Here is a 19,701-nt window from a genome sequence, read left to right as displayed (position 1 = left end):
AGTTAGTAGTGTGCACAGTGCATCAATTATTGCGGTTTTATCACGCATTCGATCTATTGGTGATCGATGAAGTCGATGCTTTTCCTTATGTTAATGACCATCAATTGCATTATGCCGTCGCGAATGCTAAAAAAATAAATTCGAGTACGCTATATCTGACGGCGACCCCTGATCGTTATTTAAAACAACAGATCCACCAAGAAAAGCTAGCGGTGACTTGTCTACCGCTGCGTTATCATCGGCATTTATTACCCGAAATAACATTGGTCAAGCTTTACTTCCCCAAACAAAAAATTGAAGCAAGGATCAAAAGATATCTCGCCAAGTGGATAAAAAATAAAACACCTTTTCTAGTGTTTGTGCCCCAGATCGCCTTACTAAAGCCAATTTTGGAAGAGTTACAGCATTTTTGGCCTGCGATAAAGGGGGAATGTGTTTCGGCTCTTGATCCTGACCGACTGCAAAAAGTCAAAAATTTGCGCACTGGGAGCGATCGCTATTTAGTAACGACTACTATCCTTGAACGTGGAATCACGATCGCTCGTTTGAATGTCATGGTATTGCAAGCCGATGCGCCGATCTTTTCTGAGACGGTCTTAGTTCAGATCGCGGGCCGTGTTGGCAGAGATAAAGACTATCCAACAGGAGATGTGATCTTGGCTTATCAGGAAATGACATCGGCTTTACGCGCAGCTAAAAAACAGATCAAGCTTTTGAATAAAAAGGCTACGCAGTTGTTAAAAAATGATGAAGTGTCTACTTTGTAACGCTACATTAGCGTTTGATTTTTCATGGCGCTGGTTTTTTAGCTTCCAAGCTTTTGAAACTGTACCGATCTGCGAAAAGTGCCATCAAAAGTTTATTGCGATCGCTGAGAAAACGAGTTGTCCGGGCTGTGGGCGTAAACAAACCCAGCGCAAATTGTGCCAAGATTGTCTTCGCTGGCGCAATTTGCAAAAAGAATTATTGTACAACAAGGCCTTTTACGTCTATGCCGAACCTAATATGCGTGCGTACTTTGAAGCTTATAAATTTCAAGGGGACTACCGTTTGCGCCAAATATTTGCCAAAACATTGCAAGCTTACTGTAAGAAGTATTTACGCCGGGGATGGTCAATAGTCGTGATCCCTGTAGATGAACAAACCTTAGCTACCCGAGGCTTTGATCAAGTTGTTGGTTTTTTACCAGATATACCCAAGAAAATGTATCTATATCATTTAAAAAAATTTGGCCGTTGTCCGCAGTCGCATAAATCACGACAAGAGAGACTGGCAACGCCGCAACCTTTTGGCTATCAAGGCCCAGCTGATCTAGAACGTAAAAATATTTTGTTAGTAGATGATATTTATACGACAGGTAGTACCTTATATCATGCGCGTGAATTGTTGTTGGCCCATAATTGTGGCTGTGTACGCTCAGTGACACTAGCCCGTTAATATATAAAATTTTATAAATGTTGAGTGGTTATTAATTGTTAATTTAACCGCTTTCTATTATAATAAAAATAGAGATAAGGTAAGACTAATAAAGTATATACCTAGTCTTTTAAGCATATAAAATGCTTAGTTGTGAAAGGAGAGGTTATCATGTTAAAGATTAATGTTCGTGGTGAAAATATTGAGGTTACGGGTGCGATCCGTGAATATGTGGAAAAGAAACTTTCCAAACTTGAAAAGTATTTTGAGGATACATCTAATTCTACCGCTCACGTAAATCTTAAAGTGTATTCTGACAAGAACAGCAAGGTAGAAGTTACGATCCCGCTTCCATATTTGGTATTGCGTGCCGAAGAGACCTCACCAGATATGTATGCAAGCATTGATCTGGTAACGGATAAGCTTGAACGCCAAATCAGAAAATATAAGACAAAGCTCAATCGCAAATCACGCGAAAAGGGTTTCAAGCATATGGAATTCGTTCCGACCGAAGATCCAAAACAAGCTGAAAAAGAAGATAAAAAATTCGAAGTTGTCCGTACAAAGAGCGTTTCATTGAAACCAATGGACGTAGAAGAGGCTATCTTGCAAATGGATATGTTAGGTCATGATTTCTTTATCTATGAAGATGCAGAAACTGAAGGCACAAACATTGTCTATCGTCGTAGAGATGGTCGTTACGGCTTGATCGAAGCTAATAACTAAGCTATCCTTGTGATGCTTTAAGCGCCTGATTTAGTTCAGGCGCTTTTTGTAGTCTAATTGTAATTGTTTGAGCACCAATAAAATGCTAAAATAAGAAGAAGTATATTTTTATTTGAAAAAAATAATGTAATCGTTGCAGAAAGGATTTATAAAGTAAATGGCAAATGTCCTAAAAAAATGGGTCGAAAGCGATAAACGCGAATTAAAACGCCTTGGAAAGATCGCTGATCAAGTCGAAGCTTATGCCAATGACATGGAAGCTTTGTCTGATGAAGAATTAAAAGCAAAGACCCCTGAATTTAAACAACGTTATCAAAATGGTGAAACTTTAGATGATCTCTTGCCGGAAGCCTTTGCGGTCGCACGCGAAGGGGCTAAACGTGTGTTGGGGCTATATCCTTACCGGGTCCAGATCATCGGGGGTACAGTGTTACATGAAGGTAATATTGCCGAAATGCGGACTGGTGAAGGTAAAACCTTGACCGCGACAATGCCGGTCTACCTTAATGCCTTATCAGGTGAAGGGGTCCACGTTGTTACCGTTAACGAATATCTTTCAAGTCGTGATGCTACTGAGATGGGTGAATTGTATAACTGGCTCGGTTTAACGGTAGGGTTGAACGTTGCGGATAAGACTCCAGAAGAAAAACGTGAAGCTTATGCTTGTGATATCACATATTCAACTAACAGTGAGCTTGGTTTTGACTACTTGCGTGATAACATGGTGGTCTACCGTGAAGATATGGTCCAACGTCCATTGAACTTTGTTATCGTCGATGAGGTCGATTCGATCTTGATCGATGAAGCGAGAACACCGTTGATCATTTCGGGGCAAGCAACTGCAGCTACGCAGTTATATACTCGGGCTGATCGCTTTGCTAAGACGTTGAAAAAAGACGAAGATTTTAAAGTTGATCTAGAATCAAAGACTGTTTCCTTGACCGAAGAAGGTATCCAAAAAGGTGAAAAATATTTTGGTTTGACTAACTTATTTGATCCTGACAATACAGCTTTGAACCACCACTTAGATAATGCTTTACGTGCTAACTACATCATGCTACGTGATAAAGATTATGTGGTCCAAAATGATGAAGTCATGATCGTTGACCAATTTACTGGACGTATCATGGATGGTCGGCGTTATTCAGATGGTTTGCACCAAGCGATCGAAGCTAAAGAACACGTTAAGATCGAAGAAGAAACTAAGACGATGGCTAACATCACTTACCAAAACTTCTTTAGAATGTACAAAAAGCTCTCAGGGATGACTGGGACAGCTAAAACTGAAAAAGAAGAATTCCGTGAAATTTACAACATGGAAGTCGTAACGATCCCAACGAACCGTCCAATCTTGCGTGAGGACCGTCCGGATCTGTTATATCCAACTTTGGAAAGTAAGTTTAAAGCCGTAGTCGAAGATATCAAGGAACGCCATGCAACGGGGCAACCAGTTTTGGTCGGTACGGTAGCGGTCGAAACATCTGAGTTATTATCTCAAATGTTAGACCAAGCGGGGATCCCACATGCCGTATTGAATGCTAAAAATCACGCTAAAGAAGCTGAGATCGTCGTTAATGCTGGCCAACGTGGCGCCGTAACGATCGCAACAAACATGGCTGGTCGTGGGACTGATATCAAGTTAGGACCTGGTGTGCGTGAGATCGGTGGTTTGGCTGTTATCGGGACCGAACGTCATGAATCACGCCGTATCGATAATCAGTTGCGTGGTCGTTCTGGGCGTCAAGGTGACCCTGGTGTGACACAGTTCTACCTTTCACTTGAAGATGATCTGATGCTGCGTTTTGGTTCTGAACGTATCAAACATTTCTATGAAACGATGAACATCTCGGATGATACTGTGATCCAATCCAAGATGATCACGCGCCAAGTAGAATCAGCGCAAAAACGGGTCGAAGGTAATAACTACGATACACGTAAGCAAGTTTTACAATACGACGACGTGATGCGGTCTCAACGTGAAGTCATCTACTCACAACGCCAACAAGTCATCATGGAAACTGAATCCTTGAAGCCAGTTATCATGCCGATGATCCAGCGGACGGTCGAACATAACGTTCAAATGAATACTGTCGGCGATAAAAAAGACTGGAATTTGGATGGGATCGTTGATTTTGCGATCGGTGCAATGGTCAATGAAGATAGCATCAGTAAAGATGATTTTGCAGGTAAGAGCCAAGAAGAGATCGTTTCTTACTTGATGCAAAAGGCTGAAGAAAACTATGCTGCTAAAGAAGCACAATTGAATGATAAAGCGCAAATGCTAGAATTTGAAAAAGTTGTTATCTTGCGCGTGGTCGATGCCCGTTGGACTGATCATATCGATGAGATGGATCAATTACGTCAATCGATTGGGTTGCGTGGTTATGGTCAGCTAAATCCATTAGTTGAATATCAATCAGACGGTTTCAGAATGTTTGAGCAAATGGTCGGTGACATTGAGTATGATGTGACCCGTCTCTTCTTGAAAGCTGAGATCCGTCAAAATATTAGTCGCTAGTAGTTAGAAGAAGACCAGTTTTGACTGATCTTCTTTTGACTTACATACGAGTAATTTGTAATTGAGGGAATAATTATGGAAATCAATGAATATAAGAAAGAAATCGAAGCGATGAAAGCTAAAATTTCGGACTTTAGGGGGTCTCTTTGACTTAGAAGGTCTGGAAGAACTCATTTCAGAAAATGAAATGAAAATGGCTGAACCGGGGTTTTGGGATGATCAAACTAAAGCTCAGACGGTCATCAACGAAAATAACGAGCTCAAGGCTAAATATGATAATTTTCATCAATTAGCTACGGCGGTCGAAGAACTAGAAGTTTTGTATGAATTGGTCCAAGAAGCACCCGAGGACGAAATGTTGTCTGAATTAGCGGAAAACTATACTGCGACTAAGCAAAAGTTAGAAAGTTATCAGCTGACATTATTGCTAAATGAGCCTTACGACAAAGATGATGCGATCTTGGAGATCCACCCCGGTGCTGGGGGGACCGAATCACAAGATTGGGGTTCAATGTTGTTACGAATGTATACTCGTTGGGCCGAGCAACACAATTTCACGGTCACGACCCAAGACTATCAACCTGGTGATGAAGCTGGGATCAAGTCGGTAACACTGACGATCTCGGGGCATAATGCATATGGCTATTTACGTGGTGAAAAAGGTGTTCATCGTTTAGTCCGGATCTCACCTTTTGATTCGGCTGGTCGTCGGCACACATCATTTGCTTCGGTCAACGTTATGCCTGAGTTGGATGATGATGTGGAAGTTGAGTTGCGTCCAGAAGATATCAAGATGGAAGTCTTCCGAGCTAGTGGTGCTGGGGGACAGCATATCAACAAGACCTCATCAGCTGTGCGCTTGATCCACGAACCAACGGGGATCGTTGTGTCCAGTCAAGCTCAGCGTTCGCAATTCCAAAACCGGGCGACCGCTGAAAAAATGTTACGCTCGAAACTGTATCAGATCGAATTAGAAGAACAAGAGAAAAAACGGGCTGAGATCCAGGGCGAGCAACTAGATATCGGTTGGGGCTCTCAGATCCGTTCCTATGTCTTCCACCCATATTCAATGGTCAAAGATCACCGGACCAATTTTGAAACAGGTAATACGCAAGCAGTAATGGATGGAGATCTAGATGGTTTTATCAATGCTTATCTCCAATGGAAATTACAAAAAACAAATCCAAGCTAAAAAAGAAAGGAAGAAACAGCTTGATAGAATATAAAGATGTTGTCAAAAAATATGACGGCGATACATTGGCAAATGATCACATTTACTTAAAGATCGAGCAAGGCGACTTTGTTTATGTCGTTGGTCCTAGTGGGGCAGGGAAATCGACCTTTATCAAAATGATGTATCATGAAGAAGTACCTACTTCGGGTCATATCAAGGTAAATGACTATAACTTAGAGAGTATGAGAAATCATGAGGTTCCTTTTTTACGGCGTGAATTAGGGATCGTGTTCCAAGATTTCAAACTATTACCACGCCTGACTGTTTTTGAAAATGTAGCTTATGCGCTTCATGTTATCGAAAAAGAACCTGAAGAAGTTGAAAAACGGGTCGCTCATGTCTTAGATCTTGTTGGTCTAGCTGATAAAAAAGATAGTTTCCCAGATGCATTGTCCGGTGGGGAACAACAACGTGTCGCAATTGCACGTGCGATCGCAAACAAACCAACGATCTTGATCGCCGATGAACCAACGGGTAACCTTGATCCAGACACAGCTCGTGGGATCATGGATATCTTAGAAAAGATCAATCAAGAAGGTACAACGATCGTTATGGCGACCCACAATAGCTTTATTGTAAATGAATATCGGCATCGCGTGATCGAAATTTCGGATGGCAAGATCGTTCGAGATCAAGAAGAGGGGGATTATACTGATGAAAACAGTCACGCTTAAGCGCCATTTGAAGGAAAGTTTAAAGAGCTTAAAACGCAATGGTTGGATGTCAGTTGCCGCTGTTAGTGCGGTAACTGTGACTTTGATCTTAGTCGGAGTTTTACTTTCGATCTTGCTAAATATCAATAAAGTTGCTCATGATGTTGAAAATGATGTGCAAGTTCGGGTCGTTATCGATCGTGATGCAACCAAAGAACAACAAGCACAGTTGAAAGCAAAATTACAAAAGATCGATGGTGTTCAAAAGATCAGTTTTTCAAGTAAGAAAAACGAGTTGAACAACGTGGTCGGAACTTATGGGAAAGAATTTCAATTATTCAAGGGTGACGATAACCCACTTTACGATATTTTTATCGTTGATACGAATTCCCCAGCTGAAACGATCAGTGTAGCTAAAAAAGCTAAAAAGTTACAATATGTGTATGATACACGATACGGTGGAGCTTCAGCCAAGAAGTTATTTAAGGCGGTAGCTGCGATCCAACGTTGGGGCTTAGTGATCAGTTTGCTCTTGCTCTTTGTGGCAGTCTTCTTGATCTCTAACACGATCCGGATCACTATCTTATCACGGAGCAATGAAATTGCGATCATGCGTTTAGTTGGGGCAACTAATAGTTATATTCGCTGGCCATTTATCTTAGAAGGCGCTTGGACGGGCTTTTTAGGGGCTATTTTACCGATCGTCTTGGTCGATATCGCTTATTTATGGTTATACGGTATTATGTCAAGTTCAATGGCAAGTACAGGTTATCAATTGTTGACGCCAGGAACATTCTTATGGCAGATTGATCTCTTGTTAGCTGCGATCGGGATCATTATCGGGGCTTTAGGTTCTGGTCTTTCAATGAGCCGTTTCTTAAAAATTTAGTAATTAATAGTGTAGGCCAATGCGGTCAACACACCGAAGGGTCCACCATGATGTTTGGCATCGTGGTGGACCCTTTGTGTATTGTTAAACTTATGGCACAGTCTTTTTGGTTATGATGGTTTTCAAAGCTATAAGTATGTTTCATCCGCAAAAATTGTTATAATGTAACCAAACACTTAGAAAGGACTGGAGTCTTTGCAACTTTTAAAAAGTGTGGGTCTCTTTTTTATCCAGCCGCTATTTTGGGCGGGGATCTTGATGACCTTGATATCTTATCAATTACGCTTAAAAAATGAACGTCGTAATTTTCGGATCGCGATCGATCGGGATTTTTATGAAGCACGGCATTTTATCAAACATGGCTTGTTATTTTTAGTGCTGGGGTCATTGTTTGCGCTTATCTTTGGACTGAGTTTACCAACGCAGACATTGGTCTTATACCAGATCTTAGCAGTCGTGGCACTTTTGTTCATCAATGTAGGCGATCTTAGTCTAGCAGCACTTTTGGTCACTGGAACGGTGACCTTTGTCTTGAGTGAGACGCCGTTTGGAAGTGATGCTAGTTGGGCAAGCTATATTTTACCTCATGAACTGGGAACTCGCTTTGGCAGTGCTATTTTGCTTTTAACTGCGATCTTAGCTCTTTTCCAAGCTTTTTTAGCCCGTGAAAATAAAGCTGAATGGTTTAGTCCTAAGATCTTTGCCGGTAAACGTGGGCGCCGGATCGCGGGTTATACTTGGCGTGAATTTACGGTCTTTCCACTGATCATGTTTATACCGGGAATGAATTTTGATTCTTGGCAACAGTGGCTTGACCCGAGCCAGTATTTAACGCATTTTATGGTAGTGCCACTATTTGTGGGGGCTTTTTGCAAGATCTATAAGCAACAACCAAAAGAAGCTTTACACTTACGCCAACGCCAAAGTTATCTGATTGCATTTTTAGCTGGTCTTTTAGCATTAGTAGCATATTTTGTACCAGTAGTAGGCTTTTACGGGATTGCTGGGCTGTTATTGATCTTGGTCGCCCAAGCTTTTGGTCGTTTGAAAGCCGACCATGATGCTAAACGTTGGTATGTGGAAACTTCGGAGGGTGTACGGATCGTAGCGGTCAAACCAGAGACACCAGCAGCTAAGATGAAACTTGAAGTTGGTGATATCATCCTTGAATGTAACGGGATAAAAGTAGCTACAGGTGATGAACTTTATGAAGCATTACAAAAAAGTCCGGCTTATTGTCGTTTAAAAGTCAAAAACTTTGAAGGTGAATTGAAATTAGCTGAAAGTGCGATCTATGCTGATTCACCACATGAGATCGGATTGGTATTATTTGAATAAGATGCAAAGGGGGACGACTTTGGTGAAACAAGGTCGTAGATGAACGTGAAAAAAGTATTAGTAGTTGAAGATGACACTGCGATAAAGACCCTGCTCAAGTATAATTTAGAGCAGGCAGGTTACCAAACGACAACTAGCAGTGACGGTCAAGCGGGCTATGAACTAGCTTTGAACAATGAATATGATTTTATTTTGTTAGATGTGATGTTACCTAAATTAGATGGCTTAGAGATAACTAAACGCTTGCGGCAAGAAAAAGTGATGACCCCGATCTTGATCATTACAGCACGCGATCAAGAGCTTGATAAGATCATCGGATTAGAATTAGGAGCGGATGACTATTTGACTAAGCCGTTTTCGCCTCGAGAAGTCATCGCGCGCTTAAAAGCGATCAGTCGGCGGATCACACCTAAAGAAGTAACACCTACACCAAAAGTTGATACGCAAACACTTTTTAAATATCCAGATTTCACAGTGGATCTAGAACGAGTCAAGGTCACGGCAAATGATCAGACCGTAGCTTTGACCCCAAAAGAGTTTGAACTATTGGCCTATTTTATCAAACGCCCGGGAAGAGTCCTGAGTCGTGAGAAATTATTGAACGGCGTCTGGGGCTATGATTATGTGGGCCAAACGCGCATGATCGATATGCACGTCAGCCATCTGCGTGAAAAATTAGAGCCAGATCCTAAAAAGCCAAAGTATATAGAAACTTTACGTGGCTTTGGCTATCGCTTCAATGGTGGAACTGATGACTGAGATGCGTGAACTATGGCGATATTTATTACTATCGTTAGGCGAAGTTTTAGCAGTCGGCTTGGTTTATGGCGTGATCTTTCATGAACATTTTTTGACTGTGTGGCAAGAAGAAGGAGCAGCTTGGATCTTTTTAGCGGTGATCTTAGTGGCATTAGGCAACTATCTCTTTTTTAAACGCCAAGCAAAACGGCGCTTAGCCAGCCAAGCCTTGTTGCTCAAAAAGCTAAGTGAATTAGTTGAAAATCAGCCAAGTCGCCATGTCCTATTACCAAAAGATGATGAGTATTATCAACTCTCCCGTTTGGTGAATCGCCTGCAATCTAATCAGCGTAACCTTTTACGAAGTTATCAGCAACAAAATCGTGACTATTTAACGCTGTTACAGTCGTTGACCAGTGGCGTGATCGTCTTTGATCAGCGTAAACAAACGGTCTTGTATAATCATGTGTTAGCCAGTATATTAAATACAACAGAGCTCAAGGGTCAGCCGTTTTATCAAGTATTTACGGCAGTCGAGCTGATCGCTGTTACCCAAAAAGTCTACCAGACTAAAGAAGATCAACGGCTCCTGTGGCAAAAAAAGGTTGCTCAGAGCAATGAGTGGTTTGAGGTGCAGGTAGTCTATGTTCCCTTGAGTCGCCACCATTATTCAGTGATGTGTATCTTTAATGATGTGACCGAGATCAAGCAATTAGAGGTCAAGCAGCGTGAATTCATGGCAAATGCGAGTCATGAATTAAAGACGCCGCTAACTGCGATCCAAGGATTCAGTGAGACACTTTTAGCTGGAGCCTTGGATGATAAGAAGACCGCACGTGATTTTGTGCAGATCATCTTTGAACAAAGTCAGCAGTTGACCGAGTTGATCGAGGATATCTCGGCGCTTGCCCATAATAAAAGAACGCAGGAATTAAAATTAGAGCAGATCAAGCTCAAAGCATTTTGCGAGCGGATCTTAGCCAGCTATTTAGCTCAAAGTAAGGCTAAAAATTTAGCGATCGAGTTGCAGATCCCGGATGACTTTGAGATAAGTTGTGATATCAAGTATCTACAACATATAATCAGCAATTTGATCCAAAATGCTATCAGATATAATGTAGTAGATGGTAAGATCAAACTCACAGCTACTAGCTCAGCTAATGAGTGGCGTTTAGTTGTCTATAACACAGGTCAAACTCTTGCTCAAGCTGATAAAGAGCGGATCTATGAGCGCTTCTACCGCGCAGATAAAGCGCGCTCAGCTGAAGGAAGTGGCTTAGGCTTAGCAATCGTTAAAGAGGCAGTCGAGGCTTTATCCGGGCAGATCGTTGTCACGAGTCCGTACAAAAATGGAACCAAATTTACGGTGACTTTACCGTTATTTTTAACATAAGAATGAAAAGAGAGGAAAAATGAGGATGAGAAAGAAACTTTATCGCTCCAATGATTCAGTGATCTGTGGTGTGTGTGCCGGGATCGCCGAGTATTTTAATATTTCACCATGGGTCGTTCGGACCATCTTTTTAGTGGTCGCAGTCGCTTGCAAGTTAGTGCCACTATTAGTTTATGTTCCGATCTTGTTATATTTAGGTTTGGCACTTTATCTACCTAAACATCCCAATGAAAAGTATAATGACGTCTTTACCTTGCTCAGTCGCTTTGGCCAACAAGAAGAAAAGCGCCGTCCAGTGACAGATGCTAAAGAAAGAGATGTTAAGCAAAATAAAAAGGGAGGCAAATAAGATGAATTTTTGGCAACGAACTTTGATCACCGTATTGGTCTTTTTAGCAACAGCGGGCTTTTTCCCAACTTATTTTCACGTTTCAAGCGTGTGGATCGCTTGTCTAGCTGCGATCATTTTAGGTTTGTTGAACATGTTCGTCAAACCGTTATTGGTCATCTTATCTTTACCGATCACAGTGATGACTTTGGGGATCTTTTACCTGTTCATCAATGCCTTTATGTTGGAATTGACCTCGTTTTTGGTCGGAAATTCGTTTGAGTTTTCAAGTTTTTGGTCGGCGATGATGGTGGCGATCATTTTAAGTATCGTAAACTTAGTGATCACCAACTACACCACACAAAATAGTAATTATTAATTGCTGAAAACGCTTTTCACGGTTAGAATTATCTGTAGTTAGATCCTTTTAGAAAGATGAAATGTGGAGTGGATCAAGCAGAGATGGACGACATCTTTAAACTATCAGCATTAGGTCAGGCGATATGCTGATGGTAAATAAATCAAGAAGGGAAAAGCTATATTTCTTTCTATAGCATGATTATCATGCTAGTTCACGTTTATATAGCAGAAGACAAATGGCGAATACTGTTAGTGTAAAAAAATTAGTAGCAGATATCAGTAATTTAGAAGTCTATTCTGGAGAACAATACTTAGAAGAACGCCAGATCACGACCGAAGACATTTCACGTCCTGGGTTGGAATTGACCGGCTACTTTGATTATTATCCAGAAGAGCGGATCCAACTTTTTGGGATGACGGAGATCTCATATGGTAATAAGATGAGTTCAGAAGCGCGCAAAAAGATCATGGATGAACTTTGTGGTCCCAACACGCCATGCTTTGTGGTCTCACGTTATTTAGCCGTTCCAGCTGAAATGAAAGCTGCGGCTGAAGAACATCATATTCCGATCTTACGGACTAAATTGCCAACGACACGTGTTTCAGCTAAGTTGACCGATTATTTGAGTGGTCGTTTAGCCCAACGTAAATCGTTACATGGGGTCTTAGTTGATATTTATGGTCTTGGGGTATTGATCACTGGCGATTCAGGTGTTGGTAAATCTGAAACGGCGCTTGATCTTATCAAACGTGGGCATCGATTGATCGCCGATGACCGCGTTGAGGTTCACCAACAAGATGAACAGACATTGATCGGTGAAGCACCACGGATCTTACGCCATTTGTTAGAGATCAGAGGTGTCGGGATCATCGATGTCATGAATCTCTTTGGGGCAGGTGCTGTCAGAGCGAAGACTGATATCTCTTTGATCATCCATTTGGAAAATTGGGAAAAAGATAAACAATTCGATCGTTTAGGGAACGGTGAGCAACGGGTAACGATCTTTGATGTTGAAATACCTAAGATCTCGATCCCAGTGAAAGTTGGGCGCAACTTAGCGATCATCATTGAAGCCGCTGCAATGAATTATCGGGCAAAGACGATGGGCTATGATGCGACAAAGGCCTTTGAACGTAATTTAAATGAGTTGATCAGTGAAAATTCAGCAGAAGAGAAATAGGTGTTGAGAATTGAATTTTAGTTTAGGTGTCATCGATCCGATCGCTTTTAGTCTAGGGGGACTGCAGGTCCACTGGTATGGAGTGATCATTGGATGTGCGGTTTTATTAGCCTTATACCTTGCAGTTAGTGAAGGTAAGAAAAGACAAGTCCCCGCCGATGATTTTTATGATTATATCTTATGGGCGCTACCGATCGCTTTGATCAGTGCGCGAGCTTACTATGTCATTTTCCAATGGCAGTATTATCAAAATGATCTTAGTGAGATCTATCGGATCTGGGATGGCGGGATCGCGATCTATGGTGGCTTGTTGGGCGCATTGCTCGTTTTAGTGATCTTCTGCCGTAAGAAACAGTTGTCGGCTTGGCTATTTTTAGATATCATTTCGCCAACTGTGATCTTAGCTCAAGGTATCGGTCGGTGGGGCAATTTCATCAATCAAGAAGCCCATGGTGAAGCCGTATCACATGCATTTTTGACGAGCTTGCATTTGCCCGGATTTATCATTGACCAGATGAATATCAACGGGATCTATTACCAACCGACCTTTTTGTATGAGTCGGTGTGGGATATCTTAGGCTTTGTGATCTTGATGTTGTTACGCCATCGTAAGCATCTCTTTAAACGAGGCGAGATCTTTTTGACTTATGTCGCTTGGTATTCCTTTGGCAGATTTTTCATTGAAGGGATGCGAACAGATAGCTTGATGTTAGGTGCTTTGCGCGTTTCGCAATGGTTGTCAGTCATCTTGTTTATTGGGGCGATCATTTTGATCGCATATCGGCGTTATTATCGTCCCAATGAACCTTGGTATTTAGCCGGAAATGTTAAATACGGGCGAGAGCTTAAATAATTGAGCTTAATATTTGAAGTTGTTTCAGCAATTTTAGAAGAGTATCATCAAGTAAATAGGAAGGTGAAGATATTATGGCTAAAAAATATGATGTGATCGTGATCGGTGCAGGTCCTGGGGGCTTGACGGCTGGCTTATATGCTTCACGGGCTAATTTGTCGGTTTTGATCTTAGACCGTGGAATCTATGGTGGTCAAATGAACAATACCGCTGAAGTTGAAAATTATCCCGGATTTAAGTCGATCTTAGGACCAGACTTAGCTGAAAAAATGTATCAAGGCGCGATCCAATTCGGAGCAGAATATGCATACGGTAGCGTTGAAAAAGTTGAAGTCAATGGTGATCTAAAACAAGTCATTACCGATAATGAAACATATGAAGCACCTGTTGTGATCATTGCCACAGGTTCGCAATACCGGAAATTAGGTGTTGAAGGCGAAGCCGAATATGCTGGTCGGGGTGTTTCTTATTGTGCAGTTTGTGATGGTGCTTTCTTTAAAGATCAGCCACTAGCCGTGATCGGTGGCGGTGATTCCGCCGTTGAAGAGGGTGTCTATTTGTCTAAGTTAGCTTCAAATGTCAATATCATCCACCGTAGAGACCAATTACGGGCCCAAAAGATCTTGCAAGAGCGTGCTTTTGCTAACGATAAGATCGACTTTACATGGGATACGGTCGTAACAAAGATCAATGGCGATGGGCAAAAAGTCACGAGTGTATCGACACATAACAAAAAGACCGGTGAAGACGGTGAATTAAAGGTCAATGGTGTCTTTATCTATGTGGGGGTCATTCCTTTGACTGAACCGTTCAAAACGCTTGGGATCACTGATGAACAGGGCTGGATCAATACCGATGAGTTGATGCGGACTAGTTTACCTGGTGTTTATGCGATCGGCGATGTTCGGGCTAAAGAATTACGCCAGATCACGACCGCTGTTGGCGATGGAAGTATTGCTGGGCAACAGGCGTTCAATTATATAGAAAGCTTGAAGGATTAAACGAATAGCACTAGTGGTAGTTTTACTGCTAGTGCTTTTTGATATCGAATAAATTTTTTGTAAGCGTAAAAGTGCTTGTTATAGCAAGTTTAGACGATTGATAGTATACTAGATTTGAATAGATAAATGAGGTGATTATATGAGTTGGGAAGAGACTTATACTATTTGGAACAAACAACCTGATCTAGCACCTGAAGTTCGGGAAGACCTTGATAAGATCGTAAATGATAAAGAAGCATTGGAAGATGCCTTCTATACACCAATGGAATTTGGGACAGCTGGGATGCGTGGCTTGATCGGTGCTGGGATTAACCGCATGAATATTTATACTGTGCGCCAAGCAACTGAAGGTTTGGCACGCTTTATGGATACCTTGGATGAAGAAACAAAATTACGTGGTGTAGCGATCAGTTATGATTCACGTCACATGTCACAAGAATTTGCTTTTGAAGCAGCACGTGTTTTAGGGGCACACGGGATTCCAAGCTTTGTCTTTGAAAGCTTACGTCCGACCCCAGAACTATCCTTTACCGTTCGGCATCTACATGCTTATGCAGGGATCATGATCACAGCGAGCCATAATCCAAAACAATATAACGGTTATAAGATCTATGGTGAAGATGGGGCGCAAATGCCACCAAAAGAATCAGATATGATCACGAATTATATCCGCGAAGTTGATGATCTTTTTGCCGTTGAAGTTGCTGATAAAGATGCTTTGATCAATGATGGAACATTGAAAGTCATCGGTTCAGAAGTCGATGAAGTTTACTTAGAAAATGCCAAAGAAGTAACGATCGATCGTGAGTTAGTGGCTGAAGAGGGTAAAACGATGAAGTTGGTCTTTACTCCACTTCACGGTACTGGTGGGATGTTAGGTGAAAAAGCCTTACGTCAAGCTGGTTTTGAAGACTTTACGATGGTCCCAGAACAAGCAATGCCAGATCCAGAGTTCTCAACCGTTGAACATCCAAACCCTGAATTTACAGAAGCTTTTGATTTAGCGATCAAATTAGGCAAGAGCCAAAAAGCTGATCTTTTAGTAGCTGTCGATCCTGATGCAGACCGTTTGGGAGCAGCTGTTCGTCAACCAGATGGCGAATACGAATTGTTGACAGGTAACCAGATCGCAGCTTTGATGTTGAACTATATTTTAACGGCTCGTAAAAAAGCAGGTAACTTGCCTGCAAACGGGGCTTTAGTAAAATCAATCGTTTCAAGTGAATTTGCTGCTAAAGTTGCAGCTGATTTTGGGGTCGAAGCGATCAATGTCTTGACTGGGTTCAAGTTCATTGCCGAACAGATCCAACATTTTGAAGAAACCAATGAACACAGCTTCATGTTAGGCTTTGAAGAAAGTTATGGTTATTTGATCCGTCCATTCGTGCGCGATAAAGATGCGATCCAATCTTTGGTACTATTAGCTGAAGTAGCTGCCTTCTACAAGAAACAAGGTAAGAACTTATACGATGGTCTCCAAGAATTATTTGAAAAATACGGCTATTTTGCTGAAAAGACGATCGCTTTGACCTTTGATGGGATCGAAGGTGCACAAGAGATCAAAGATTTGATGGCTAAGTTCCGTCAAGAATTACCAACTGATTTTGCTGGTTATAAAGTGATCGCAGCTGAAGATTATCAAGCTTCTAGTCGCCAAGATGCAGCTGGGAATGTGACAGCGATCAACTTGCCTAAGTCAAATGTTTTGAAGTACTTCCTTGAAGATGGAACTTGGATCGCAGTTCGTCCTTCAGGTACAGAACCAAAGATCAAATTTTACATTGGTACACAAGGTGATTCCGAAGCTGATGCACAAGCTAAATGTGAAAAATTTGAAAAAGCAATCAATGATTTCATCAAGGGCTAAAATTAGCTGTTAGATGCTGAAGACACGGTAAATGGCCGTGTCTTTTTTGATTCTGCTGATGCGAAAATACGTTCGTTGTGGTATAATCTTGTAAGCAATAGTTTTTAATGAGGGGGTAATCATTTGATCGAACGTCAAGCCGATAAAGAGTTCAAATTAGTTTCAAAATATCAACCAACTGGAGATCAACCACAAGCGATCGCTGAGCTTGCGACCGGGATCAAAGCTGGTAAAAAAGAACAGATCTTATTAGGGGCTACTGGGACCGGGAAAACTTTTACGATCTCAAATGTGATCGCTAAAGCCAACAAGCCAACTTTGGTCTTAGCCCATAATAAGACCTTGGCGGGACAGCTCTACGGGGAGTTCAAAGAATTTTTCCCAGACAATGCTGTTGAATATTTTGTATCCTACTACGATTACTATCAACCTGAAGCTTATGTTCCTTCAAGTGATACTTATATCGAAAAGGATTCGAGCATCAATGATGAGATCGATAAATTACGCCACTCTGCGACTAGTTCGTTATTAGAGCGCAATGATGTGATCGTGGTGGCCTCAGTTTCATCGATATTTGGTTTAGGTGATCCAAAAGAATATCGTGATCAAGCTCTTTCATTGCGAGTAGGTCAAGAGATCGAAAGAGATAAGTTGTTGAACCAACTGATCGATGTTCAATTTGAACGTAACGATATCGACTTTCAACGGGGACGCTTTCGTGTTCGCGGCGATGTTGTCGAGATCTTCCCAGCTTCACGTGATGAACAAGCGCTTAGAGTTGAATTTTTTGGGGATGAGATCGACCGGATCCGAGAAGTTGACCCTTTGACTGGAGAGATCTTGGGTGATCGCAATCACGTTGTCATCTTCCCAGCAACTCACTTTTTGACAAGTGGTGAACGCTTAGAAGGATCGATCAAGAGCATCGAAGCCGAATTAGCTCAAAGGTTAGAAGTCTTGCGCGCTGATGGCAAGTTGTTAGAAGCTCAACGTTTAGAACAACGAACGACATACGACATTGAGATGTTGCGTGAAATGGGATATTGTTCAGGGATCGAAAATTATTCACGGCATATGGATGGAAGAAAACCGGGTGAAGCACCATATACGTTGTTGGACTTCTTCCCCGATGATTTTTTGATCGTAGTCGATGAATCCCATGTTACGATGCCCCAAGTGCGCGGGATGTACAATGGTGACCGCTCACGTAAACAGATGCTAGTCGATTACGGTTTCCGCCTTCCAAGTGCCTTAGATAACCGCCCATTAAAGTTAGCTGAATTTGAAGAACGAGTAAATCAGATCATTTATATGTCGGCGACCCCAGGTGTTTATGAACAAGAACGTACCGATACGGTCGTGCAACAGATCATTCGACCGACGGGATTATTGGATCCAGAAGTTGAAGTTCGTCCGATCATGGGACAAATGGACGATCTAGTGGCTGAGATCGCCAAAAGAACTGAGCGCGATGAGCGCGTCTTTGTAACGACTTTGACTAAGAAAATGGCAGAAGATCTGACCGATTACTTTAAAGAGATGAGTATTAAAGTCAAGTATCTGCATTCTGATATCAAGACACTTGAACGGACCCAGATCGTGCGCGATCTACGTTTAGGAAAATTTGATGTGCTCGTTGGGATCAATTTATTACGTGAAGGGATCGATGTGCCAGAGGTCTCATTAGTTGCGATCTTAGATGCTGATAAAGAAGGCTTTTTGCGCAATGAACGGTCTTTGATCCAAACGATCGGCCGAGCTGCGCGAAATGAAAATGGGCATGTGATCATGTATGCTGATACAGTAACAGATTCGATGCAAGCAGCGATGGACGAAACAGCTCGACGTCGGACGATCCAAATACAATACAATGAAGAACATGGGATCGTGCCAAAAACAGTCAAAAAGGAGATCCGTGATGTGATCACCATGACGACTAAACCAAAAGAAAGCACTAAAGCTTTAAATGATAAACTCGATTTTGATGAATTGAGCAAACAAGAACAACGCGAAATGATCGCACGTTTAGAGGAGCAAATGCGTACTGCTGCTAAGAACCTTGACTTTGAGGATGCAGCCGCTTTACGTGATACTGTGATGGAATTAAAAGCACAGCTTGATTAAGTAGAAAGGATGAAAGTTGTGGGAAAAAATAAGATTACGATCCGTGGTGCTAGAGAGCATAATTTAAAAGATATCAATGTTGAGATCCCTAAAGAAAAACTTGTCGTGATCACGGGGCTTTCCGGTTCAGGTAAAAGTTCGCTCGCCTTTGATACTTTATATGCTGAAGGCCAACGCCGCTATGTTGAGAGTTTGTCAGCTTATGCTAGGCAATTTTTAGGTCAGATGGACAAACCCGATGTCGATTCGATCGATGGACTTTCGCCAGCGATCTCGATCGATCAAAAGACGACTTCGAAAAACCCACGTTCAACGGTTGGGACTGTAACGGAGATCAATGACTATTTGCGTTTGTTATGGGCTCGCGTAGGTACGCCGATCTGTCCTAATGATGGCAGTGAGATCACGAGCCAATCGCCTGAGCAAATGGTCGATCGAGTCTTGCAACTCCCTGAAAGGACTAAACTCCAGATCTTAGCACCGATCGTGGTAGGTAAAAAGGGACAGCATAAAAAAGTTTTAGAGAAGATCAAACGTGAAGGCTTTGTCCGAGTTATGATCGATGGAAAAATGCATGATATTGCTGAAGATCTCGAGCTAGATAAGAATCTCAAACATGATATCTTTGTAGTAGTCGATCGGATCGTTGTTAAAGAAGGGATCCGTTCACGATTATTTGATTCATTTGAAGCAACGTTACGCTTGGCTGAAGGTCGAGTGTTTGTTGATGTGATCGGCGATAAAATGTTGCAATTTTCGGAAAATTTTGCTTGCCCTTATTGTGGCTTTACGATCGGTGAACTTGAGCCACGACTCTTTTCTTTCAATGCGCCTTTTGGAGCTTGTCCAGATTGCGATGGGTTAGGAATGAAACTTGAAGTCGATATCGATCTAGTCGTACCTGATCGAAAAAAGACCCTTAACGAAGGGGCGATGGAACCGTGGAATCCGATCAGTTCCAAATATTATCCAACGCTATTAAAGCAAGCATGTGAAGCCTTCGGGATCGACATGGATACACCGTTTGAAGATCTACCGCAAGAACAACAAGATATCGTTTTATATGGTGCTAAAGATAAGAC

General features: G+C 41.9%; 18 protein-coding genes. All 18 read left to right on the top strand.

Annotated elements, in window-relative coordinates; genetic code table 11:
* Nucleotides 1-767, top strand: a 767-nt coding sequence (locus tag ABT996_RS09445; RefSeq protein WP_349924671.1) for a helicase-related protein, incomplete at its 5' end; no start/stop codon positions are given.
* A complete protein-coding gene (locus ABT996_RS09440; RefSeq protein ID WP_225361399.1) occupies nt 748-1,437 on the top strand; it encodes a ComF family protein in 690 nt (229 codons plus the stop codon). The genes ABT996_RS09445 and ABT996_RS09440, both read left to right, overlap by 20 nt.
* A 150-nt stretch (nt 1,438-1,587) precedes the next feature.
* Nucleotides 1,588-2,142: a ribosome hibernation-promoting factor, HPF/YfiA family gene (hpf, locus tag ABT996_RS09435; protein WP_004048318.1), complete on the top strand. Its 555-nt coding sequence runs from the start codon at nt 1,588-1,590 to the stop codon at nt 2,140-2,142.
* Nucleotides 2,143-2,299: 157 nt separating this feature from the next.
* Nucleotides 2,300-4,660, top strand: a complete 2,361-nt coding sequence (secA, locus tag ABT996_RS09430) for a preprotein translocase subunit SecA (RefSeq protein WP_010689416.1) — start codon at nt 2,300-2,302, stop codon at nt 4,658-4,660.
* 75 nt (nt 4,661-4,735) lie between these two features.
* A protein-coding gene (prfB, locus tag ABT996_RS09425) for a peptide chain release factor 2 (protein WP_179854475.1) occupies nt 4,736-5,852 on the top strand; the annotation gives its coding sequence in 2 pieces (ribosomal slippage) (nt 4,736-4,807 and nt 4,809-5,852; 1,116 coding nt in all).
* Nucleotides 5,853-5,872: 20 nt separating this feature from the next.
* Nucleotides 5,873-6,568 carry a cell division ATP-binding protein FtsE gene (gene ftsE / locus ABT996_RS09420; RefSeq protein WP_035447349.1) on the top strand — a complete coding sequence of 232 codons (696 nt, stop codon included), beginning with the start codon at nt 5,873-5,875 and terminating at the stop codon, nt 6,566-6,568.
* Entirely contained in the window at nt 6,549-7,436 is an 888-nt protein-coding gene (gene ftsX, locus ABT996_RS09415) for a permease-like cell division protein FtsX (protein ID WP_010689413.1), read from the top strand. Before ftsE ends, ftsX begins: the two co-directional genes overlap by 20 nt.
* Before the next feature lie 195 nt (nt 7,437-7,631).
* Entirely contained in the window at nt 7,632-8,774 is a 1,143-nt protein-coding gene (locus ABT996_RS09410) for a PDZ domain-containing protein (RefSeq protein WP_035447347.1), read from the top strand.
* Nucleotides 8,775-8,819: 45 nt separating this feature from the next.
* On the top strand, nt 8,820-9,533 hold the full coding sequence (locus ABT996_RS09405; protein WP_035447619.1) for a response regulator transcription factor: 714 nt from the start codon (nt 8,820-8,822) through the stop codon (nt 9,531-9,533).
* Nucleotides 9,526-10,905, top strand: a complete 1,380-nt coding sequence (locus tag ABT996_RS09400; RefSeq protein ID WP_035447344.1) for a sensor histidine kinase — start codon at nt 9,526-9,528, stop codon at nt 10,903-10,905. Before ABT996_RS09405 ends, ABT996_RS09400 begins: the two co-directional genes overlap by 8 nt.
* A 25-nt stretch (nt 10,906-10,930) precedes the next feature.
* Nucleotides 10,931-11,254: a PspC domain-containing protein gene (locus ABT996_RS09395; RefSeq protein ID WP_035447341.1), complete on the top strand. Its 324-nt coding sequence runs from the start codon at nt 10,931-10,933 to the stop codon at nt 11,252-11,254.
* 1 nt (nt 11,255) lies between these two features.
* Nucleotides 11,256-11,612, top strand: a complete 357-nt coding sequence (locus ABT996_RS09390) for a phage holin family protein (RefSeq protein ID WP_004048289.1) — start codon at nt 11,256-11,258, stop codon at nt 11,610-11,612.
* Nucleotides 11,613-11,829: 217 nt separating this feature from the next.
* Complete coding sequence (gene hprK / locus ABT996_RS09385) at nt 11,830-12,774, top strand: HPr(Ser) kinase/phosphatase (RefSeq protein WP_010689405.1); 945 nt, start codon at nt 11,830-11,832, stop codon at nt 12,772-12,774.
* A gap of 10 nt (nt 12,775-12,784) precedes the next feature.
* Nucleotides 12,785-13,627 (top strand): prolipoprotein diacylglyceryl transferase, encoded by an 843-nt coding sequence (gene lgt / locus ABT996_RS09380; RefSeq protein ID WP_010689403.1) that lies wholly within the window; start codon nt 12,785-12,787, stop codon nt 13,625-13,627.
* A gap of 74 nt (nt 13,628-13,701) precedes the next feature.
* Nucleotides 13,702-14,628: a thioredoxin-disulfide reductase gene (gene trxB, locus ABT996_RS09375; protein ID WP_035447339.1), complete on the top strand. Its 927-nt coding sequence runs from the start codon at nt 13,702-13,704 to the stop codon at nt 14,626-14,628.
* A gap of 139 nt (nt 14,629-14,767) precedes the next feature.
* Nucleotides 14,768-16,495 carry a phospho-sugar mutase gene (locus ABT996_RS09370; RefSeq protein ID WP_035447336.1) on the top strand — a complete coding sequence of 576 codons (1,728 nt, stop codon included), beginning with the start codon at nt 14,768-14,770 and terminating at the stop codon, nt 16,493-16,495.
* Nucleotides 16,496-16,618: 123 nt separating this feature from the next.
* Nucleotides 16,619-18,619, top strand: coding sequence for an excinuclease ABC subunit UvrB (gene uvrB / locus ABT996_RS09365; RefSeq protein ID WP_010689291.1), 2,001 nt, complete (start codon nt 16,619-16,621; stop codon nt 18,617-18,619).
* 18 nt (nt 18,620-18,637) lie between these two features.
* Nucleotides 18,638-19,701, top strand: a 1,064-nt coding sequence (locus tag ABT996_RS09360; RefSeq protein ID WP_502882682.1) for a UvrA family protein, incomplete at its 3' end; no start/stop codon positions are given.

The sequence above is a fragment of the Ligilactobacillus sp. RTP31139st1_D10_RTP31139_211217 genome, from assembly GCF_040226755.1.
GTDB lineage: Bacteria > Bacillota > Bacilli > Lactobacillales > Lactobacillaceae > Ligilactobacillus > Ligilactobacillus animalis.
The sequence above is the reverse complement of the archived record's forward strand: the minus strand, read 5'-3'. Positions and strand labels throughout refer to the sequence as shown.